At 35.5% G+C, this 22,037-nt stretch carries 22 protein-coding genes; 20 read left to right on the forward strand and 2 right to left on the reverse strand.

The window, feature by feature from the left end; translation table 11 throughout:
• The first annotated feature begins 111 nt into the window (after positions 1-111).
• The 9 genes from APF76_15575 (at position 112) to APF76_15615 (ending at position 8,428) form a co-directional block, all read left to right on the forward strand.
• Positions 112-1,632, forward strand: a complete 1,521-nt coding sequence (locus tag APF76_15575) for a hypothetical protein (GenBank protein KUO50716.1) — start codon at positions 112-114, stop codon at positions 1,630-1,632.
• A gap of 74 nt (positions 1,633-1,706) precedes the next feature.
• On the forward strand, positions 1,707-2,210 hold the full coding sequence (locus APF76_15580; protein ID KUO50717.1) for a hypothetical protein: 504 nt from the start codon (positions 1,707-1,709) through the stop codon (positions 2,208-2,210).
• Positions 2,211-2,318: 108 nt separating this feature from the next.
• A complete protein-coding gene (locus APF76_15585) occupies positions 2,319-3,167 on the forward strand; it encodes a hypothetical protein (protein ID KUO50718.1) in 849 nt (282 codons plus the stop codon).
• Positions 3,168-3,182: 15 nt separating this feature from the next.
• Complete coding sequence (locus APF76_15590; GenBank protein ID KUO50719.1) at positions 3,183-3,866, forward strand: GntR family transcriptional regulator; 684 nt, start codon at positions 3,183-3,185, stop codon at positions 3,864-3,866.
• A 53-nt stretch (positions 3,867-3,919) separates the two neighbouring features.
• Complete coding sequence (locus APF76_15595) at positions 3,920-4,681, forward strand: hypothetical protein (GenBank protein ID KUO50720.1); 762 nt, start codon at positions 3,920-3,922, stop codon at positions 4,679-4,681.
• The gene (locus APF76_15600; GenBank protein KUO50721.1) at positions 4,678-5,487 is read left to right on the forward strand and encodes a hypothetical protein; all 810 of its coding nucleotides are present in this window, start codon (positions 4,678-4,680) and stop codon (positions 5,485-5,487) included. The genes APF76_15595 and APF76_15600 overlap by 4 nt, the downstream gene beginning before the upstream one ends.
• 155 nt (positions 5,488-5,642) lie before the next feature.
• Positions 5,643-5,897 carry a transcriptional regulator gene (locus tag APF76_15605; GenBank protein KUO50722.1) on the forward strand — a complete coding sequence of 85 codons (255 nt, stop codon included), beginning with the start codon at positions 5,643-5,645 and terminating at the stop codon, positions 5,895-5,897.
• A 134-nt stretch (positions 5,898-6,031) separates the two neighbouring features.
• A complete protein-coding gene (gene glmU, locus APF76_15610; GenBank protein KUO50768.1) occupies positions 6,032-7,399 on the forward strand; it encodes a bifunctional N-acetylglucosamine-1-phosphate uridyltransferase/glucosamine-1-phosphate acetyltransferase in 1,368 nt (455 codons plus the stop codon).
• 81 nt (positions 7,400-7,480) lie between these two features.
• Positions 7,481-8,428 carry a ribose-phosphate pyrophosphokinase gene (locus APF76_15615; GenBank protein ID KUO50723.1) on the forward strand — a complete coding sequence of 316 codons (948 nt, stop codon included), beginning with the start codon at positions 7,481-7,483 and terminating at the stop codon, positions 8,426-8,428.
• Here the strand turns inward: APF76_15615 and APF76_15620 are convergent.
• On the reverse strand, positions 8,425-9,141 hold the full coding sequence (locus APF76_15620) for a hypothetical protein (GenBank protein ID KUO50724.1): 717 nt from the start codon (positions 9,139-9,141) through the stop codon (positions 8,425-8,427). The two genes, APF76_15615 and APF76_15620, sit on opposite strands and share 4 nt — an antisense overlap.
• A 116-nt stretch (positions 9,142-9,257) precedes the next feature.
• Between APF76_15620 and APF76_15625 the strand changes: the two genes are divergently transcribed.
• From APF76_15625 to APF76_15675, 11 genes are all read left to right on the forward strand, one after another.
• Positions 9,258-9,896 (forward strand): hypothetical protein, encoded by a 639-nt coding sequence (locus APF76_15625; GenBank protein KUO50725.1) that lies wholly within the window; start codon positions 9,258-9,260, stop codon positions 9,894-9,896.
• Between the two features lie 65 nt (positions 9,897-9,961).
• The gene (locus tag APF76_15630) at positions 9,962-10,528 is read left to right on the forward strand and encodes a peptidyl-tRNA hydrolase (protein KUO50726.1); all 567 of its coding nucleotides are present in this window, start codon (positions 9,962-9,964) and stop codon (positions 10,526-10,528) included.
• A gap of 25 nt (positions 10,529-10,553) precedes the next feature.
• Positions 10,554-10,940, forward strand: a complete 387-nt coding sequence (locus tag APF76_15635) for a hypothetical protein (GenBank protein ID KUO50727.1) — start codon at positions 10,554-10,556, stop codon at positions 10,938-10,940.
• 62 nt (positions 10,941-11,002) lie between these two features.
• A complete protein-coding gene (locus tag APF76_15640; GenBank protein ID KUO50728.1) occupies positions 11,003-14,539 on the forward strand; it encodes a hypothetical protein in 3,537 nt (1,178 codons plus the stop codon).
• Positions 14,540-14,600: 61 nt separating this feature from the next.
• Positions 14,601-15,617 (forward strand): hypothetical protein, encoded by a 1,017-nt coding sequence (locus tag APF76_15645; protein ID KUO50729.1) that lies wholly within the window; start codon positions 14,601-14,603, stop codon positions 15,615-15,617.
• A gap of 374 nt (positions 15,618-15,991) precedes the next feature.
• Positions 15,992-16,555: a stage V sporulation protein T gene (locus APF76_15650; protein ID KUO50730.1), complete on the forward strand. Its 564-nt coding sequence runs from the start codon at positions 15,992-15,994 to the stop codon at positions 16,553-16,555.
• Between the two features lie 157 nt (positions 16,556-16,712).
• The gene (locus tag APF76_15655; protein ID KUO50731.1) at positions 16,713-18,311 is read left to right on the forward strand and encodes a hypothetical protein; all 1,599 of its coding nucleotides are present in this window, start codon (positions 16,713-16,715) and stop codon (positions 18,309-18,311) included.
• The gene (locus APF76_15660; protein ID KUO50732.1) at positions 18,308-19,810 is read left to right on the forward strand and encodes a hypothetical protein; all 1,503 of its coding nucleotides are present in this window, start codon (positions 18,308-18,310) and stop codon (positions 19,808-19,810) included. The genes APF76_15655 and APF76_15660 overlap by 4 nt, the downstream gene beginning before the upstream one ends.
• A 106-nt stretch (positions 19,811-19,916) precedes the next feature.
• A complete protein-coding gene (locus APF76_15665) occupies positions 19,917-20,192 on the forward strand; it encodes a DNA-binding protein (protein KUO50733.1) in 276 nt (91 codons plus the stop codon).
• A gap of 67 nt (positions 20,193-20,259) precedes the next feature.
• Positions 20,260-20,499 carry an RNA-binding protein gene (locus APF76_15670; GenBank protein KUO50734.1) on the forward strand — a complete coding sequence of 80 codons (240 nt, stop codon included), beginning with the start codon at positions 20,260-20,262 and terminating at the stop codon, positions 20,497-20,499.
• Between the two features lie 241 nt (positions 20,500-20,740).
• Positions 20,741-21,688, forward strand: coding sequence for a stage II sporulation protein SpoIID (locus APF76_15675; GenBank protein ID KUO50735.1), 948 nt, complete (start codon positions 20,741-20,743; stop codon positions 21,686-21,688).
• A 13-nt stretch (positions 21,689-21,701) separates the two neighbouring features.
• Here the strand turns inward: APF76_15675 and APF76_15680 are convergent, their stop codons facing one another.
• Positions 21,702-21,974 (reverse strand): hypothetical protein, encoded by a 273-nt coding sequence (locus APF76_15680; protein ID KUO50736.1) that lies wholly within the window; start codon positions 21,972-21,974, stop codon positions 21,702-21,704.
• Positions 21,975-22,037 lie beyond the last annotated feature (63 nt).

A 22,037-nucleotide genomic window follows, 5' to 3' on the forward strand; every position in this document is an offset into this window, starting at 1 on the left:
TATGCATTTTATATGGAAAATATTACGTGTAAATATAGGAGCAACTTAGGCTCTGGTTGTTTAACTATAACCATTATTGAGACATATAATATGTGGAGAGGGGTGAATGAAATGACTGAAGAGATACAGGACTATGGTTATGTCTGGACTGGCTATAATTTACCTGTGAATATTGAGATTTTTGTAGCTGATATTACTGGGAATGGACAGGAGGAAGTTGTTGCTGTACATCCGACTGGAAGCATTTTTATATTTCGGTATGATGGGAAGATTTTCAGAAGAATATCTGCTTTAAATCTAGGAAGAAGGATTACTAAAGCTGTAGTGGGAGATGTAGATGGAGATGGACGAAAAGAAATAGTAGTTGCATCAGGTAATGTCTTTGTTGTCTTTAAATGGATCGGTGGAAGATTTGAAAGAATTTATATCTCACCTGTTATAGAGCCTGAAATAACGGATATTACCGTAGGTGACTTAACAGGAGACATGGTTGACGAAATAGTCGTAGTTGCAGGTAGAACAAGAATAAAAGTATATAAGCATCAAGCTGGTTCTTATGTTTTGACGGCTGAAAAAACCTCAATGATGCACTTAGAAGTTAGGATTGGCAATGTTGCTGGCCTAACGAAAAAACAACTAGTTACGCTGGAATATGTGGCTACACCTGGGGGTGACAAGTTAACCCTATTTGTACTTTCTAATGACCAACTTGAAATTGTAATGCAAGGAACAATAAGAATGAATGCAGATAGACTTCTGACAGTTAAAGATGTTGATAACGATCATATGGATGAAATTATAATTGCTACCTCCAAGAGGAGGAGGCTACTTGTTATTGGAGTGTCAGGGCAGACATTTTCAAGAAAATGGCTTAGTAGCGGATTTCCTGGTGCAATCGAGGACGTTGAAACTGCTGACTGGGATAAGGATGGAGGAACAGAGATATTCATATCTGTTGGAGCACATGTTTATGTATACAAGTTGCGAGGTAGGGAATATGTACTTGTTAAGAAGATAGAAATGGACATATTTGTAGTAAGTTTTGCAAAAGGTGATGTTGAAAAGGATGGCTTTATAGAAGTTATTGTGGTTAGTAAAGCAGGGGTTATTATTATTCTAAAGGACTTTTTTGAGGCAAAAAGTCAATTTCTTGTTCAAGAAACTATTTTCATTCCAAAAAAGCAGCCACCTGCTATCAAAGTAGCAGAAGTAAAGGTTGATAAAGTTATCATTTTTAAAAAGGAAGCTATAAAAGGAAAAGTTATAATTTCTGGAAAATTTTTGGTTAACATACTGTATGTAGCTGAACCTGATAGAAGGGTGTTTGCTATAGATGCTGAAATACCATTTACTCATTTTGTACCGGTTCCAGGTTTAGTACCCAGTCATAGGATCTTTGTGGATGTAGATGTTGAATATGTTGACTTTAGGTTTAACCCAAACTCTCCAAGAGAAATTGAAGTAGTTATAGTTGCCCAAATTAATGTTTTTGATGTTATTGTAAAGGAAAGGAAATCCTTAAATGTCTTTGCAGAGGAATATGGCATTTCCTCCGAAAAACTAGCTAGAATAAATAAAAAGTCCATTGGGGCAGATATAGAGCCAGGTGAGAAGATAAAATTACCAGTATAACTGCATAAATATTTTTTGCCAGGTAAGAATACAAATGGATGCATTTTCCTAAATTGCTGCAAAGGAGTAAAGTAATGTATAATCCTGGTGTTATGCCCACAGTATTTTTACATCCAGACCTCTACATAGAAAAATACGTAATTCATTTGCTTATTTCACAAGACATTAAATGGAGGAGTATAACAAATAATTTAGCAGAAAGATTATTAGGTTATGAGCCTGAAGCACTAATTCTATCACCTGAAAAACAAAATGTAATTGTTAATCTAGGTACAAAAATAGAATTTAGACCTCGCAGAAATATTCCCATGATCTGTATTTCTGAAAGAGATGATAATATTTTTTTAAAATACTTTTTAGCATTCGGTGGGGAAGCAATCTTTTTGAAAGGTGATGAGATTATACTAGCGGTGGGTTCTAATTCACATTCGGTAGGGAGTCCTGAAAACTATAGGTTAAATGGGGTATTTGACCACAGTATAAAAGGCATACTGTTAAGTATAGCAATAGGTTACGCACTAGATATACCGCTAAATATTGTTTTACAAGAAGAAGACTATTCTTTAATTTACCAATAAGGCTAATATTTTAATCCTTTTTTCCATTTGAAAAAAGGATTTTGCAGTTAAAACAAGTATATTTATAGGAATAACAATAATAAAAATAGCTAAGGGGAATATATTGATGTGAATAAAGTTGATTTGAAATCATATGCAAAAATCAATCTATGCTTAGATATAGTAAATAAAAGGCTTGATGGTTATCATAATCTTAGGAGCATTATGCAAACTTTAGATTTATGTGATGAACTAGAAATTGAAAAGAGCCAAAATATACATATTGAATGTAATCATCCTGCAGTACCGCTAAATGAAAGTAATTTAGCATATAAGGCTGCAAAAGCTATTTTTCAGCGGGCTGGTTTTAATGGAGGGGCAAGGATTAAGATTAGAAAAAATATTCCTGTTGCTGCGGGACTAGCTGGTGGAAGTTCGAATGCTGCGGCCGTTTTACATGGAATAAATATTTTATATAATTTAAATTTTACAGTAGCTCAGCTTATTCATATAGCTAAAGGCATTGGGGCTGATGTTCCATATTGCTTGGTGGGAGGTACTGTGCTGGCCACAGGTATAGGGGAGAAGTTAAACATTATCTCTCCTATCAATGAGTATAGTATTATATTAGTAAAGCCCAATATTGGAGTTAGTACTAAACAAGTGTACGCTAAGGTTGACTTGAATAATCTAGGTTCAAGGCCAGATATAGAAAAGGCTATTGTGGCCATAGAGGATAATGATTTACAAGGTTTATTAAGGTCTATGGGGAATGTTTTAGAGCCTATTACGTGCTCAATGATAAAGGAAGTTCCAGAAATTAAAAATAAAATGCTTGAAATAGGAGCAGATGGAGCACATATGTGTGGAAGTGGTCCTACAGTATTTGCAATATGCTCCTCCAAGGATAAGGCAGAGGATATATGTAAGTATTTTAAAAATGTTTATTCAGAAGTATATTTATGTAAGACTATTTGAGGAAGGGGTCTGTATATGGGACAAAGGTTATCACCTGTAAAGCTCGAAAACTATAAGCCCCTTAGAGAGATTGTGTTAGAAGCTCTTAAGGATGCTATTGTTAATGGTCAGTTAAAGCCGGGAGAAAGATTAATGGAACAGCAGGTTGCTGAAGAATTAGGGGTAAGTAGAACACCTGTGAGAGAGGCTATTAGAAAGCTGGAAATTGAAGGATTTGTAATTATGATTCCTCGGAAAGGTGCTTATGTATCAGATATTTCTCTAAAGGATATTGCTCAGGTTTTTGAAGTAAGAGCCGCAATGGAGGCATTAGCTGCTGGACTTGCAGCGCAAAGAATAGTAGATGAACAAGTGGAACAATTAGAAAGGAAGCTAGTTGAGGTTAAAAAGGCAGTAGATAACTCAGATTTAGAAGGTACCATACAATATGATACAGAGTTTCATGAAATAATTTATAGTGCTAGTAGAAATGATAGACTAGTACAGTTTTTAAATAATTTAAGAGAACAAATTCAGAGATATAGAAGTGCGTCACTAGCATCACCAGGAAGACTTAAAGATACTCTTGAAGAACACAAGGAGCTTGTTGACGCCATATCTGCAAGAAATGTGGAATTAGCCCAGAGGCTTGCTAAGGAGCATATTGAAAATGCGGAGAATAGTATTTTAGAAGCATTTAAAGCAAATCCGCTTTCCTAAGTCAAAGAGAATAGTTTATAGGTATTGTTTTTGTAGTGAAAGGAGCTTTATGTATGCAGATAGATGCCCTTGTGATAGCCGGAGGATATAATAATGATAAACTGCAAAAATGTAGTGAAGTGGCAAAAGAGGCCTTGATTCCAATAGGTGATAAGGTAATGGTAGAATATGTGGTGAATGCACTAGAACACACGCCAGGCATTAATAAGATTGTAGTGGTTGGGCCGATAGAGCTTAAAAATATTTTTGCAGATAAAAAACACTTACTAGTGGCAGAGGAAGGGAAAACTGCCATTGATAGTGTTATTAATGGTTTAGAATTACTTAAACCTCAGGGGAGATTACTTATTCTCACAGCTGATATACCACTTATCAATCCAACCGCTATTACGGGCTTTTTAGAAGCATGTCAAGAAAAAGATATTGATATTTATTATCCAATTGTACCAAAGGAAGTAAATGAGGCTAAATATCCTGGTATTGAAAGAACATATGTGACTATTAAAGACGGTACTTTTACAGGGGGCAATGCATTTTTTGTTAATCCCAAAATAGTTAAGAAATGTGCTGAAAAAGGTAAAAAGCTTGTTAAGCTAAGGAAAAGTCCACTAGCACTTAGTAGTCTAATTGGATGGACTTTTATCCTAAAACTGGTTTCTAAAAGACTTACTTTAAAAGAGGCAGAGGAGAAATTTTCTGGGCTTCTTGATGTCAAGGCTAGAGCGGTAATTAGTCCATATCCAGAGATTGGGATAGATGTGGATAAACCAAGTGATTTACAACTTGTAAAGAAAGTAATTTTAGGTGTTTTATGAGCAAACTACGAAGAACCGAAAGATTATTGATTATAAGTAAGTTTCTATTTGATAATCCTGGCAAATTGTTTGCTTTAAATTATTTTGAAAATATGTTTAGTGTTGCCAAGTCTACAATTAGTGAGGACATTACCTTTTTTAAAGAAACTATGGAAAGTGAACATCAGGGTGAAATTGTTACCATAGCAGGTGCTACTGGTGGTATTAAATACTACCCTTGGGTAAAAGAAAGTGCCATACCTGAGTATTTAAGTCAGATAGCAGATATGCTCAATGATCCTAATAGAATAATGCCTGGAGAATTCCTTTATACTAGCGATATTATTTTTGATCCATATCATTCTCAGATGATAGGAAGAGTTTTTGCTACAAAATATAAGAACTCAAACCCAGACTATATAGTTACTGTAGAAACAAAGGGAATACCTCTTGCTCTAATGACTGCACAGGTCTTTAAAGTTCCATTGGTGATAATTAGGGATCATAGTAGAGTAACTGAGGGCACCTCAGTTAATATAAATTATGTATCTGGCTCATCTAATAGAATCCAAACCATGTCTTTGCCCAGAAGAGCAATGCAGGAGAACTCATCAGTATTGATAATTGATGATTTCATGAAGGGTGGAGGTACCATCCTCGGATGCTTAAGCTTAATGAAGGAATTTAAAGCAGAAGTAAAAGGGATAGGTGTATTGCTAAGTACAACTGAGCCAGAAAATAAACTAGTAAATGATTACTACTCACTTTTAAAGATGAAAAATATTAAAGACTTGGAAAAAGATAAATTTATTATTTCAACCCTTTAAATCACAAAAAATTGATAAATACACTACTTTTTGGTAAAAATGTTTAAAATATTATAATTTTGAGTAAAATTATAAGGAAACAAGAAGGAATTTTATGCCAGGCAGAGAATATTTAATAACTACGACTAGTAATGTGCATGAAGGGTGGTGAGGGCTTGAATATTACCGATGTAAGAATTAGAAAGATTAATCAAGATGGCAAGATGAAGGCTATTGTATCTGTAACCTTGGATGATGCATTTGTAATTCATGATGTAAAAGTTATAGAGGGACAGAATGGTTTATTTGTCGCAATGCCTAGTCGCAAGATGCCCGATGGTGAGTTTAGAGATATAGCTCACCCAATTTGTTCATCCGCCAGAGAGACTATCCAGTCTGCAGTATTAAAAGCATATGATGAAGCAATGTAAGGTTTTTAATTAAGGAGCATATATAGCTCCTTAATTTTTTTAAATATTTTGTAAAAGATGCTCAAGTGATAGATTGCTGGATTTTTATAAAGAAATGTGATATTTTTATTAAAAAGTGCTTCAAGGGGGTTTTAATAGTGATAGCATCCATTGTGCTGGCAGCTGGAAAAGGAACTCGCATGAAATCAAAAATTCCAAAGGTTTTACATGAAGTTTCTGGGAAAACTCTTATAGGGTATGTTTGTGAAGCTGCTTCACAGGTTGGTATAAAGGAATCAGTAATTGTTGTTGGCTATAAAGCAGATGAAATAAAAGCGAAATTGGGAGATAAGTTTAACTATGCTTTGCAGGAAGAGCAGCTTGGAACAGGTCATGCTGTGATGCAAGGGGAAAACTACATTAGTCAAGATATAGATACTATTATTGTTTTATGTGGAGACACACCATTATTAACGGGAATAGCTTTAAAAAAGCTACTGCTACACCACCAGGCAACAAAGGCTTCCGCAACAATCTTGTCAGCTATTATTTCCGATCCTACAAATTATGGAAGAGTAGTGAGAACCCCTGCGGGTCTTGTAAGTAAAATAGTTGAAGAAAAGGATGCATCTCTTACAGAGAAAAACATCAATGAAATAAATTCTGGCACATACTGTTTTAACAAGGAATTACTCTTTAAAGCACTTAAAGAAATCACTCCTGAAAATAAGCAGGGTGAATACTATTTAACTGATGTTATAGAAATATTAGTAAAAAACAATCAAACTGTTGAAGCTATACCTGTTGAAAATCCGGTTGAAATTTTGGGAATTAATAACAGGATCCAGTTAGCGCAAGCTGAAAAGGTAATAAAAAACAGGGTAAATGAAAGACTAATGCTAGAGGGTGTTACCATTGTTGATCCAGAGGTTACATACATTGAAAATTCTGTAGAAATAGGTATGGATACAGTAGTCTTTCCTTTTTGTCATCTTAAAGGGAATACTAAAATAGGTGAAGATTGTTTAATTGGTCCAAATACTACATTAGAAAATACTGTTGTAGATAATTCAACTAATATTAAAAATACAATAGCCATTGATGCAGAAATAGGTTCAAATTGTACCATAGGTCCATTTAGTTATCTGCGTCCAGGAACAAAATTATCCGATAATGTAAAAGTTGGAGACTTTGTTGAAATGAAAAAGACTTTTGTGGATAGAAATAGTAAAATTCCTCACCTGTCATATATAGGGGATTGCAATATTGGAGAGAATGTTAATGTAGGTGCAGGTACAATCACCTGTAATTATGACGGTAAAGATAAGTGGCAAACTATCTTAGAGGACGGATCATTTATAGGGAGTAATACAAGCTTAGTAGCTCCGGTTACTATTGGAAAAAGTGCAACTATAGGAGCAGGTTCTACAATAACGGGAGATGTCCCAGCTGAAGCTTTAGCAGTTGCTAGGCAAAAACAGAGGAACATATTGAATTGGGCAGATAAAAAGAAAAAATTATAAAAAGTTGAATTATAGAGGATTTTGTCAAAAAATATAGAACCTTGTTATGTTCATATCTTGTAGAGTTAGCGGAGGTTTAAAATGAATAGTTTTAAAAAAAAGATAAAGTTATTTACTGGTAATGCTCATCCTCGTCTAGCAGAAGAAATATCTGAATACCTGGGTATGCCACTTGGCTGTTCACAAATTCAACGTTTTAAAGATGGGGAAATTGCAATCGCAATAAATGAAAGCGTACGAGGAGCTGACGTTTATGTAATTCAGCCTACCAGCAGTCCTGCCAACGAGCATATTATGGAATTGTTAATCATGATTGATGCTTTAAAACGGGCCTCAGCTCAAAGAATAACTGCTGTAATTCCCTATTATGGTTATGCACGTCAAGAAAGAAAGGTTAAAGCTAGGGATCCAATATCTGCCAAGCTTGTAGCTAATTTAATTACTGCGGCAGGTGCTAATAGAGTGATTGCCATGGATTTACATGCCAATGCAATTCAGGGCTTTTTTGATATACCATTTGATCATCTAGTTGGTGTACCTATTTTGGCAGAATATTTTAAGAAGAAAAAACTTGAAAACTTTATTGTTGTTTCTCCTGATATTGGTGGTGTTACAAGGGCCAGGGATTTAGCGCAAAGGCTGGGATCTGAAATTGCAATTATTGATAAAAGAAGACCTGCTCCGAATCAAGCGGAAGTGATGAATATCATTGGTAAGGTACAGGGGAAAAATGTTATTATGACTGATGATATTGTAGATACAGCCGGCACCATATGTGGCGGTGCAGCTGCTTTGATAGAAAGGGGAGCCGAAAAGGTTTATGCTTGTTGTACCCATCCTGTACTTTCTGATCCAGCATTAGAGAGAATAGAAAATGCTCCATTTGAGGAGTTTGTGGTTACAAACTCTATTCCTATCAAAGAAGCAAAATTACCAAACAAAATGAAGGTGCTGTCCATTGCACCTTTATTAGGAGAAGCCATGATTAGAATACATGAGCATCTATCAGTAAGCAAGCTATTTGATTAGGATTTCTTAGTGTCTTGTGTTTCCTGTTTATTTTCTGTAAATTCTTCTGGGGAACAATCATTGCCCTGGAGGTTCTCTTCTTTTTGAGATGTGAGGTTTTTTAGAGTGGTTGATAAGTGTTTTGACCATTTAATAGTGGAACCTTTTGTTGTGTTCCATAATTTAGAACTTGAGCCTTTTAATGAATCCATTTTTTCTGATAAACCATCTTCTGATAAAAGAAGTGCTTCCTTGGAACCAGCTTTTGCTATGATGGCGTCATTACCAATGGTAGTAACTTGAGAAACAGGTAGTTCTGCACTTCCCCTAAAGATTTTTTCATAAATTTTGCCTTTAACTAGCAAACTATTGATTTGACCTGTTTTAACGTCAAATATAAAATCTTCTACCGATCCCAGAATGGAACCCTCCTCTGTGATTATTGGTGTTCCAAAAAAGTTAAGTTTTTGTTTTACTAGCTTTCCAAGGGGTGACTTTATAGATGCCCTTTCTAAACAATTACTATATTTAACAGTAATTATTTCATCAATGCTATGTACTTTATCATAGGAGATTATCATTTTATCTTTAAAAAGTGCTTTGCTTTCAAGCAATAAGGCAGCAACAGTAATGTTGTCAGGGTTGATAATAAGTCCCTTGAGTTTTCCAATTTGTTGTCCATTTTGTAAACTTATGATTATTTTACCTTGAACGTTTTTACCAGTAAATTTCATGACATATTATCCTCCTTCAAGAGTCCTTTGGAAGATAATATTCACAAGCTAGATGTATTATGCTAAAATTAGGTTACACTAATAAATAAAGTGAATCTTTAAAGAGGTGTTAAAAAATGGAAACTGTACTAATAGAAGCAAAAATGCGTAGTGAACAAACAAAAGGTTCTAATAATAGAATGAGAGGACAGAGTTTCGTTCCGGCCGTATTATACGGTAAAGAAGTTGAAAATACTTCAATTGTTGTTTCTGAAAAGGAAATGGACAAGATTATAGCTCAAGGTGGAGAGAACGTTTTTGCAAGAATGTCTTTGGATAAGGAAGGAAGTATTGAAGATTATAATGTTATTCTAAAAGAAGTCCAAAGGCATCCAGTTAAAGGTACTTTGTCACATATTGACTTCTATCAAGTGTCTATGTCAGAAAAGCTAAATACAGTTGTTCCTATTTCTTTAGTAGGAGATTGCATAGGAATAGCCGAAGGTGGAATGCTCCAGCACATGCTAAGGGAACTGGATATTCGTTGTTTACCTAGTGACATTCCTTCTTCAATTGAAGTAGATATATCTAATCTTAACATTGGGGATAGTATCTTAGTTTCTCAGATTCAAACAACTGAGGATGTTGAAATTGTTGAAGACCCCAATACGGTAATTGTTAGTATAGCTTCACCTCAAGCAGAAGAAACTGAAGAGGAAGAAACTGAAGCAGGAGGTCTAGGAGAAGAGACGCCAGAAGCTGAAGATGCCGAGTAAAGTGAATACAATTCCTTTAAAAACCTGGTGATAATGCCAGGTTTTTAACTATGGTGGTGAATAAGGTGAAATTAATTGCCGGATTGGGTAATCCTGGAAAAAAATATGAGGCAACTAGACACAATGTAGGATTCATGGTTGTGGATTACATTGCTGATATGTGGAACGTAGAGTTTAATAAGACTAAAGAAAAGGGTTTAATTGCTGAAAGCTACTATCATGGTGAAAAAGTAATATTAGTTAAACCTCAGACATATATGAACTTAAGTGGAGTATGTGTTGGTAGTCTGGTTAATTTTTATAAAATACCTATAGAAGATGTAATTATAGTTTATGATGATCTAGATTTGGAAGTGGGCACAATTAGAATAAGGCCTGCGGGATCTTCAGGAGGACACAAGGGAATCCAATCCATTATTAATCACCTAGCCACTAATGAAATCATTCGGGTCAAAGTGGGAATAGGTAGAGATGCAGACCATGCAATAGACCATGTTTTAGGTATTTTTAACAAAACTGAATGGGATATAATAAAAGAAGTAATTCCTAAAGCTTCAGAAGCTGTTGAAAAATTACTAGCTGGGGATGTAGAAAAAGTTATGAATCTATATAATAAAAGCTATAGAACTTAGCTATTAAACAAAGCAGGAGAAAACTATGGATTTTATCTTAACGGGTTTGTTTGCTAGTTTCATGGCATGGGTTGTTAACAAATTAATTCTTTCAAAAGAAGGCCTTAAAGGAGTAGTATTCTTTGGGCCTTTTACTGAAGAATTGTTTAAAACAGGAATGGCATTATTCTTTAATACCTCCATAATTCTGACCCATATTGTATTTGGCTTTGTAGAAGCACTAATAGACTATAGAAATACAAACAATAGCACGGTGGCTATAGTAAGCCTTGCTTCTCATACTATTTTGGGTATAATTACATATGGGTCATACATATTAATAGGTAATATTTTTATAGCCTTTTTAATAGCTGTGATAATACACATTTTGTGGAATAGATTGGTGATAAATATTGTGGTGCAAAAATCATGATATATTTGTACAATGATTTTTTCCTCAATGTTGCTGACAGATGGATTATGAGGTGATTTGTTTTGATTGTAAAAGAAATTAGCAAAATGCTACATAAGGACGAAGACTTCAAGGCTTATATAAAGGGTTTACAGAAATCTGCTGGGCAGCTAATACATGGATTGACAGATAGTCAACAAAGTTACTGGATTGGAGCAACGGCACATAAGACTCAAAAACCGCTAGTTATTATTACTGAGACTGTTGCAGATGCCAAAAACATGATGTTTGACTTGCTAAACTTTTTTGGTGAAGGTGAAGTGGATTATCTTCCTCCTAGAGAGATTCTTCTTCATGGTCTTTTTGCTAGAAGTCATGAATTGTCAGAAGAAAGAATGAAAGTTCTATCTAGGATTGTTAATGGTGAGCTAAATTGTTTAGTGTTACCTATAGAAACCTTAACACAGAAAATGATTCCTATAGAAATCTTTGGAAAATCCCAAATAAATATAAAAGTTGGAGATACTTATCCCCACTATGAATTAAGTAATAAATTAATTTATTTAGGGTATGAAAGGGTAGACCTTGTACAAGGTTCAGCTCAATTTAGTATCAGGGGTGATATTTTTGATATCTATCCGTTGAACCAAGGTAACCCTATAAGGATAGAGTTTTTTGATGACCAAATTGAAACAATGAGATACTTTGATGCTGTTTCTCAAAGATCCAAGGGACACTTACAAAGCTTTTATATTCATCCTGCGAAAGAGCTCCTTGCTGATAAAGAAACAAGGGAAAGGGCAATAAAAAGGCTAACACTTTATGGAGAGGAGTATATCCAAAGATTAGCCAGAAAAGGAAAACGCAATGCTGCAAGGAAACTTAAAGACCTAGTTGATGAGTGGTTGAGCTATTTGAAAAATGATCTCTGGTCAGCTGATATGGATAAATTACAGCCATTTTTTTATGAAAACCAGGTATCTATCATCGATTATTTCAAAAAAGGGTCATTAATATTTGTAAGTGAACCCATTAGGGTTATAGAAACATTAAGAAGAACAGAAGAAGAAAGGCTCACTAATTTAACAGAGTTACTGGGTCTTGGAAAAGCTCTACCAGAATTAAAAGATACTGAATATAGCAGTCAGGAAATAATGGAGTTTTTTAAAAGCCAAAATGTGACCTATTTATCAGCCTTACCAAGGGAAATACCACAGACAGAGTTAGTAAATATATTAAGCTTTACTGGAAAAAGTGTACCTCCCTTTCATGGAAAGATAAATCTCTTACTAGATGAGTATAAGGCATGGAAAAAAAGAGGCTATACAGTAGCTTTAACTGTGTCGTCTAATGAAAGGGCAGTACGGCTTAAGGAATATTTATGGAAAGAAAAAATAGAAATCCCATTTATAAAAAACATCACTTCTGTAGATGAAATAAATCAAAAGTCTTTTATAGCTATTGGTAATTTTGGCAAAGGATTTGAAATTCCATCTATCAAGCTAGTTGTAGTGTCTGATGAAGAACTATTTGGCAGAAAGAAACTTACAAAAGTTCTTCGGACATTTAAAGACGGCGCTAAAATAGGTCATCACGGGGAGCTTAAGGTGGGTGACTTTGTTGTTCATGTGCAACATGGTATTGGAAAGTATTTAGGTATTGAACATCTTAGGATTGGTGGGGTTTTTAGAGATTATTTGAATATACAATATGCAGGACAAGATAAACTTTATGTGCCAACAGATCAGGTAGAATTGATACAAAAGTATGTGGGAGCAGAGGGACATAGACCAAAGCTTCATAAACTAGGTGGTACTGACTGGCAAAAGGTTAAGACTCGAGTAAAGGAATCTGTTCGGGAAATGGCTAAACAGCTTCTGGAATTGTATGCTACCAGAGAATCTGTAGAAGGATACACATTTCCACCTGATGATAATCTTCAGGAATTATTTGAGGATTCTTTCCCCTATTCTGAAACCCCTGATCAGTTAAAGGCAATCAAAGATACAAAAATGGATATGCAGAAGAAAAAGCCAATGGATAGGCTAATATGCGGTGATGTGGGCTATGGAAAAACAGAAATTGCATTACGAGCTGCCTTTAAGGCTGTTATGGATTCTAAGCAGGTTGCTGTTTTGGTACCAACCACAGTTCTGGCGCAGCAGCATTATCAAACATTTACAGAAAGATTTGCAGATTTTCCAGTTGTAATAGATACCTTAAGTAGGTTTAGAACTGCTAAAGAACAAAGGGGAGTTGTGGAAGGGACAGAAAAAGGTCTTGTAGATATTGTAATTGGTACACACCGACTTCTTTCCGGCGATATAAAATTTAAAAATCTGGGGCTGTTAGTAGTAGATGAAGAACAAAGATTTGGAGTTAGTCATAAGGAAAAAATTAAACAAATCAGAAAAAATGTTGATGTATTAACTTTAACAGCTACACCCATCCCAAGGACTATGCATATGGCTCTTGCTGGAGTTAGAGATATGAGTGTTATCGAAACACCACCTGAAGACAGATATCCTGTACAAACATACGTAATTGAATATAGTGATAACCTTGTAAGAGATGCCATCCGTAAGGAGTTAGATAGGGGAGGGCAGGTATATTATATTCATAATAAAATTGAGGATATCCTTAAGGTAAAACTACACCTGGGGAAAATGGTACCCGAGGCATCTATAGGGGTAGCACACGGTAGGATGAAAGAGGATGAGCTTGAGCAGGTAATGTTAGACTTTATTGAAGGTAATCACCATGTGTTACTTTGTACTACGATAGTTGAAAATGGGTTGGATATCTCCAATGTTAACACTCTAATTGTAGATGAAGCAGATAAACTGGGCCTTTCCCAGTTATATCAGATTAGAGGTAGAGTCGGAAGAACAAATAGAATTGCTTATGCTTATTTTACTTATAAAAAAAATAAGATATTAAACCAGCAGGCAGAGAAAAGGCTGGGAGCTATCAGGGAGTTTACAGAATTTGGATCAGGATTTAAAATTGCGAAACGGGATTTGGAAATCCGTGGAGCAGGAAACATTCTTGGACCAGAGCAACATGGGCATATGATAGCAATTGGTTTTGATTTGTACTGTCGCTTATTAGAGGATTCTGTTAGACAATTGAAGGGAGAAAGACAGCATGAAAACCTTCAAGAAACTCTTGAAATGGAAGTAAATGTTTCGGCATATGTGTCTAATAAGTACGTACCAGACAGCAGTCAAATAATGGATGTATATCAGAACTTAGGAAATTGCGAGAGCCTTGAAGAGGTTAAAAGTATAGAGGAGAGTTTAATTGACAGATATGGAGAAATGCCAGTAGAAAGTAATAATTTAATTACCCTTACAAGAATCAAAGTGATTGCTAAGAAATTCAAGGTAATAAAGATAAAGCATGTAGGGGATGAGATAGAAATTGCCTTCGCTCCAGACTTTATTATTAAAGGGGAAAAGTTGTTCGAACTGGCAAAGGGAATGGATAGAAGGTTAACTTTTTCGGGAGCAAAAGGCTTGATGATTAAATTAAGGACCAGTAAATTAAGCCAAAAACAAATACTAGATTTTCTGGAAAATATTTTTCTTAAGCTAGCAGCTCTTGAAGGAAATCATTAGCACTGTTATAATGGCATAAGACTGTATTTAGGTAATTTAATTATAGAGAGGGTGGCTAGACTTGAAATCTATTAGATTTAAGTTATTTATTATTTTATTGTTATTCCTAGTTGCTTTCACATTTACTGCTTGTAGACAAAAGGATGAGGTAGTAGCCTTTGTAAATGGGGAAGAATTAAAATCCGATGTTTTAGAAGACAAATTAGACAAGTATATAAAATCCATGGAAAGTCAAGGATATACATTTGAAGGAGAAGATGGTGAGGCTCAGAAGGATGAATTTAGGAAACAGCTTCTCAGCGAAATGATTGAATATACTTTAATGGAGCAGGCTGCGGAGGCAGAAGGTATTACCCTTGAAAGTGGACAAGTGGAAGATGAACTTGATAGTATTAAGGAATCAATGGGTGAGGAAAACTTTAGCAAAGCTTTAGCGGAGAGTTTTCTTACAGAACAAGATGTAAAAGATATGTTGGAACAACAGCTAATAATGGAAGCATTATTTAATAAAGTAACTAGTGAAGTTACTGCTGAAGAAGAAGAATTTATTGAATTTTACGAAGAAAATAAGGAATATTTAATAACCATGAAGGTAAGCCATATTTTGATTGAGGCCAGAGAAGACACAGCAACTGATGAGGAAAGACAAGTAGCTAAGGAAAAAGCACAAGAATTAATTACAAGGCTTAATTCAGGGGAAGATTTCTCTGAGCTTGCAAAAGAATATAGTGATGAGCCAGGTGCTGCAGAAAGTGGAGGCACAATGGAGTATTACTTTACTGAAAATGATACGAATCTGGATCCAAAGTTTACCAAGGGCGCTTATGAACTGTCTGTTGGTGAATATAGTCAAGATCCTGTTGAATCAAGTTTCGGTTATCATATTATCTTTGCAGAAGATAAAATTGAAGACTATGAAAAGCTAAAAGAAGACATAGAAGCATATGTTTTAAATGGTGAAAAAAATATAGTCTTTGATGAATACTTCAGCAAAATTTATGCAGATGCTGAGATTGATAATTTATTGATAGAAGAGGAAATAGAAGAGGAAACAGAAGAGGAAACAGAAAACAACTAATATAAAAGGAGCCTAATAGGGCTCCTTTTATATTTGTTTTTGCATATATTTTTCTCCACAGGGCAATATAAGAAAAACAAAATATTCTTCTGTAGGGTAAATATAGACAGTAAACTCGTTCAGCTAAGGCTGAACAACGGGCCATTAGATGGGGACTCTACTCCACCTGATGTAGATCCCACTTATAGAGTCTTAACCCATATAGAATACTTTGGATAAAAAGGAGAGTGATTTTTATTATTTCCATTACTTTTATCTTTAACTTTTGATTTAAGGATGGAAAAAAAAGAATAAATGGATGTTGGCAGTTATATACTAACAATATAAAGATCTTACAGGCTTTAACCTTGATGAAAAGGAGGGAGAAAGAATTTATGAAAGCCACAGGAATTGTCAGGCGAATTGATGACCTAGGTAGAGTAGTAATACCAAAAGAGATACGCCGAACACTTAGAATTCGTGAAGGTGATCCTTTAGAAATATTCGTTGACCGAGAAGGCGAAGTTATTTTGAAAAAGTATTCTCCTATAGGTGAATTAGGAGATTTTGCTAAGGAATATGCTGATTCACTCTATGAAGCAATTGGTCATATAGCTTGTATTGCAGATAGAGATACCATAATAGCTGTTTCAGGGGCTCCTAAAAAAGAGTTTCTAAACAAACCTATTGGCGCAGCGGTAGAAAAGGTCATGGAAGATAGAAAATCTGTGCTTATTAATGACCCAGGAAAGCACAATTTGTGCAAGGAATGCGCCATTATAGAAGATGAAGAAGACTGCAAGTTTACTTCTGAAGTGATAGCTCCAATTATTGCTGAAGGGGATCCTATCGGTGCTGTAATATTATGCACAAAAGAGCCAGGACAGAAAATGGGTGACATGGAATTGAAATTAGCAGAAACAGCTGCAGGTTTTTTAGCAAAACAGATGGAACAGTAGATAAATTTTATTTTAGTGTGAGTTTTCGTTTCTATATATGGCTTTGATAGAATTAAGTGGCTTTGGCCACTTTTTTTATTTCTATTTTTTAGTACTCCGTTATAAGATATTATAAACAGGATTCTTGATCGGATAAAGAGGAAAAGGCGGTAAATATATGACGGGTCAAAACTTTCTGAAAGGAGCATTTATTTTATCCATTGCTGGGTTAATTGTAAAATTAATGGGTGCTTTATATAGAATACCTTTAGCTAGACTAATCGGTGGAGAAGGTATGGGTCTATACCAGATGGCATATCCTGTATATACAATGATTCTTGCACTATCTACTGCTGGGATACCAGTTGCCATATCGATCTTAGTTGCAGAGAAAAATGCTAGAGGAGATTATCAAGGAGGAAAAAGGGTATTTTGGGTATCCTTAATACTATTATCTATAATCGGAGCATTTTTTTCAGTACTTTTATATTTAAATTCCTTTTGGCTTGCAGGAAATATTTTATACGATGAAAGGGCCTTCTTTGCAATTATAGCTATTTCCCCTGCAATTTTTATAACAGCCATAAGTTCAGCTTTTAGGGGATACTTTCAAGGAAATCAGACTATGGTTCCTACCGCCTTATCTCAAGTGTTTGAACAACTAGTCAGGGTAATAACTGTAGTAGGCCTTGCCTATTTCTTGCTTCCTTACGGTATTGAATTTGCTGCAGCTGGTGCAACCTTTGGTGCTGTGACAGGGAGTCTTGCAGCCGTTGTAATTTTGATAATATTCTACTTAGTTCATAGAGCTAAGGGTATAGGCAAGCCATCGTCTTACAATTTCATTAAAAAAGAGTCTATCCTATCTATAATGATAAGAATTGCACTAATAGCAGTTCCCCTTTCCATAGGCGGTTTAGTAATGCCTGTAATGCAATTAATAGATGCTACCATTGTTCCGTTAAGACTGCAAGCAGCTGGTTATTCCATAGCTAGAGCAACAGAGTTATTTGGTCAATTTTCTGGAATGGCTAATACTTTAATTAATTTGCCCACCATTATAACTATTTCTTTAGCGGTTAGCCTTGTGCCTGCAATTTCTGAGGCAATGGCGAATAAAAATATCCAGCAGGTTAACAAAAGAATAGGAGTAGCTTTATGGATAACTTGTTTATTATGCATTCCAGCTGCAGTTGGATTATGGTTATTAGCTACTCCTATTGCTATACTTCTTTATGATATTGCAGAGGTTGGTGTCAGTATAGCAGTCCTTGCCCCTGCCACCCTCCTCCTTGGACTATATCAAACTACAAGTGGTGCTTTGCAGGGTACAGGTAAAACCTATTTGCCTGTAAAAAACCTCTTAATCGGTATCATGTTAAAGGGTTTATTAAACTATATATTGGTGGGAATACCGCTAATAGAAATAAAAGGTGCAGGAATTGCTACTGTTGTGGGTTTCTCAGTTGCATTATTGTTAAATTACCGTGATTTGAAAAAAAATACAGGTTTTAGTATTGCGTTGTATAAAAGTATTGTAGTACCATTAATTGGAGTTATTATCATGAGTTTTTCTGTGTTATGGATATATGGTTCATTAATTAATAGAGTAGGAAACAGCTTGACCGTTTTAGTTTCTATAATAATAGGAGGAATAACCTATGGATTGGTTATACTATTTTTTGGAGGAGTCAAGGCATCTGATCTAGAAATGATACCTGGTGTGGGTATTAAAATAACAAAGTTATTGCTTAGATTCAAAATTGTGAGGAGATAAAAATGAAAATAACTGTTTTAGGACTAGGCCCTGGTGGTATTGATTTGCTGCCTGTTAAAAATTTAAAGATTTTGAAGGCTGACCTTCCTATTTTTTTAAGAACTGAACAACACCCTGTAGTAGAAGAATTAAGGATGTTGGGTATTAAATTTAAAAGCTTTGATACTATTTATGAGAAGCACAATGCATTTGAAGATGTGTACAATGAGATTGTAGAAGTATTAATTTCAAAGGTAAAAGAAAGTCAAAATGAGATTATATATGGTGTGCCAGGAAACCCAATGGTTGCCGAGAAAACTGTTAAGCTACTTATTAAGAAAGTAAGTGATATTGAGATTGACCTAATCACAGCCCCTAGTGGTTTAGAAGCGGTCTATACAGCACTACGAATAGATCCGTGTGATGGGCTTGTAATATTAGATGCCCTAAATTTTAATGAAAAAAGCTTAAATGGGAAGCTACCCTTATTATTCACGCAAGTTTATAATAAAATGGTTGCCTCAGAATTAAAATTAACATTAATGGATTATTATCCAGAAGAACATGCAATAAGGGTAGTTAAAGGTGCTGGGATATCCGACCAAGAAATAATAGTTGAGGTACCTCTATATCAACTAGATAGACTAGACTGGATTGACCATTTAACAAGTTTATATATACCAGCATTTAAGGAGCAAGATGCCGGAAACAAGATCCAAGATTATAATAGTACTGTTTATCCTGCCTATTGTCTTGATCCGCTTGTTGAAGTAATGGACAAGCTAAGAGGGCCTAATGGATGCCCTTGGGATCAAGAACAAAACCACAACTCTTTAAAAAAGTATCTAATCGAAGAAGCCTATGAGGTTTTAGATGCTATTGATGAGAAAAATATGAATAAATTATGTGAAGAATTGGGAGACTTACTATTACAGGTAGTATTTCATACTCAAATAGCAGTAGAAAAGAACCAATTTGACATTAATGATGTAATTAGTGGGATAACTGAAAAGCTAATCAGACGCCATCCTCATGTTTTTGCAGGGGTGCAGGTTGAATCTGCTGGAGAAGTAGAAGTGAATTGGGAAGATATAAAAGAACAAGAAAAGGCAAACGCAGAGGCTAAAGTAACGTTGTTAGGAGATATTCCAAAGAACCTTCCAGCTTTACCTCGAGCTGAAAAAATTCAAAAAAAGGCAACCAGGGTCGGATTTGATTGGCCAGATATAGATGGCCCATGGTTGAAAGTTAAAGAAGAACTTCATGAATTTGAAGAGGCTGTTGAGTTAAATAACCATACCAGAAGACAAGAGGAAATGGGAGACATCCTTTTTGCATTAGTCAATATATGTAGGTTTTATAGGATCGATCCTGAAAAAGCATTACAGTATACTAATGATAAATTTATAAAAAGGTTTGCTTATATAGAGAAGCATATAGCTCAAAAAAAATTAGATTGGGACGAATTAAACCTGCAATATCTGGATAAGCTTTGGGAAGAAGCAAAAAAAAATGAATAAATTGGTATTTTTTTAAGAAAATTTCTATTAAAAGCAGGATATCTTGGGTATTTCTCGAATTAGCTTAAAAGACTCTTATACATATATAAACTAGGAGGGATTCAGTTTGAATAAAATGGAATTAGTTGCGAAAGTGGCAGAAGTAGCAGAAGTTACTAAAAAGGATGCTGAAAAAGCTGTAAATGCTACTTTTGCAGCAATTGAAGAAGCGTTAGCTGCTGGTGACAAGGTTCAGTTAGTGGGATTTGGAACATTTGAAGTGAGAGATAGGGCTGCTCGTATTGGTAGAAATCCAAAAACTGGTGATGAAATTAAAATCCCAGCAACAAAAGTACCTGCTTTCAAGCCTGGTAAGGCTTTAAAAGAAAGAGTAACAGGCTAACAAAGAATCAGGCGCCAATGGTGCCTGATTTTTTGGTGCGCCCTTTTCGTTAAGAGGAGGAAATATATTGAGACTAGATAAGTTTTTAAAAGTATCAAGAGTTATTAAAAGAAGGACACTTGCAAAGGAAGTATGTGACGCGGGAAAAATTCTTATTAACGGTCGTCCTGCAAAGGCAGGTACTGAAGTTAAGCCCCAGGATGAACTGAGTTTAGATTTTGGAACTAGAGTTCTTAAGGTGAGAGTCTTAGATACACCAAAAACAGCTTCGACTGAAGAAGCAAAAAAAATGTATGAAGAAATATAGGCGAACTCGTTTAGCCAAAGCTGAATATCGGGGAAGCAGATGGAGACTCTACTCCACCTGATTTAGCCAGATTGGGGACATCCCCGGTTCTACTCACAGGTGTGTCCCCTTTCCTTAAAAGAAGTGGGGGTCTTAACCCAGATAGAATATTATGGATAAAGTTAGCCCCTTCCGATAATACTAATTTTAGGTAATTCATTGAAGCTATCCTATCATTAAAAAAATTTGGAGGGGTTTTAACATGTCTAAGAGAAAAATATTTATATTACTTATTGTGGTTGTTTTTTTAATTAGTGCTACAGGATGTCCTGCACGTAAACCTAATGCAGGACCAAGTCCATTAAATCAGAGGTATCAGGAAGAGCCAACTTTGAGCGTTTATTTCGTCGAAACTGGAGATGTCCAGGATATGAGGTTAGAGGAATACCTTAAGGGAGTTGTGGCCGCAGAAATGGATCCACAATGGCCTAGTGAAGCCTTAGCTGCTCAAGCAATAGTTGCAAGAACTTTTACCATGAAGAAGATGGAGGAAGGTGGGGTTGAAGAAAGGGGTACAGATGCTTCTACAGACATTGAAGAATTTCAAGCCTACGATGCGGATAGGATTAATGAAAATGTCAAGCAGGCTGTTGCAGATACACGGGGACAGGTTGCATCGTACGAAGGCAATCTAATCAATGGATGGTTTCATGCTGATGGTGGAGGCTTGACAGCTGCAAGTGCCGCAGAAGGTCTTGCTTTTACAGAAGAAGCACCCTACATTCATAGTGTGGAGGACCCAGGCTTTGAGATAACATTACCAGAGAACAAATCCTGGACGGCTAGCTTTCCAATATCACAGGTTAGGGAAGCAGTACAAGAAGCTGTAGGTAGTGATCCAGGTGAAATAAGTACTGTTGAAGTAGTAGAAGAGGGGCCATCTGGTAGAGCTACAAAAGTTAAATTAGGTGAGGTTACTATAAGTGGGCCTGGTCTGAGATTAGCTCTTGGAAGTACAGAGATGCGTTCTACCCTTTGGAATGAGATTAGCATTTCAGGTGGCGAGTTGGTAGTTTCCGGTCAGGGGTATGGACATGGAGTAGGATTAAGTCAATGGGGTGCACGGGCTATGGCTGAGCAGGGAGAAACTCCAGAAGACATTGTAAAGTATTTCTTTAATAATGTTACAATAGAAGATCTTTGGGACTAAAGTAAAAGGCAGGTTAAACCTGCCTTTTCTTTATGAGTTTGATAATATTTTTGTTATTTAAACTTACTAAGGAGTATAGCCCGTCCGGTTCCATTCTATCAACTATGCATTCCTCCCAAATACTATCAATAGCATTTTCATCAGTTTCTATTTGAGCAGCTATACCACAACTTGAACTAATTTCTCTTGGAACTGGCCGCAATGTAAAAATTAGCTTGGTGCTGAGAAATTTCTTTTCAAAGTTTAAAGCTTGGTATGTTGAAGAAAAAGTGATTATATATAACATTTTGCCTCCTGTACCTTGTAAATATTTAATCATAAAGTCAGTTTTATAATAAAGTGTAGCTAA

The sequence above is a fragment of the Desulfitibacter sp. BRH_c19 genome, from assembly GCA_001515945.1.
GTDB lineage: Bacteria > Bacillota > DSM-16504 > Desulfitibacterales > Desulfitibacteraceae > Desulfitibacter.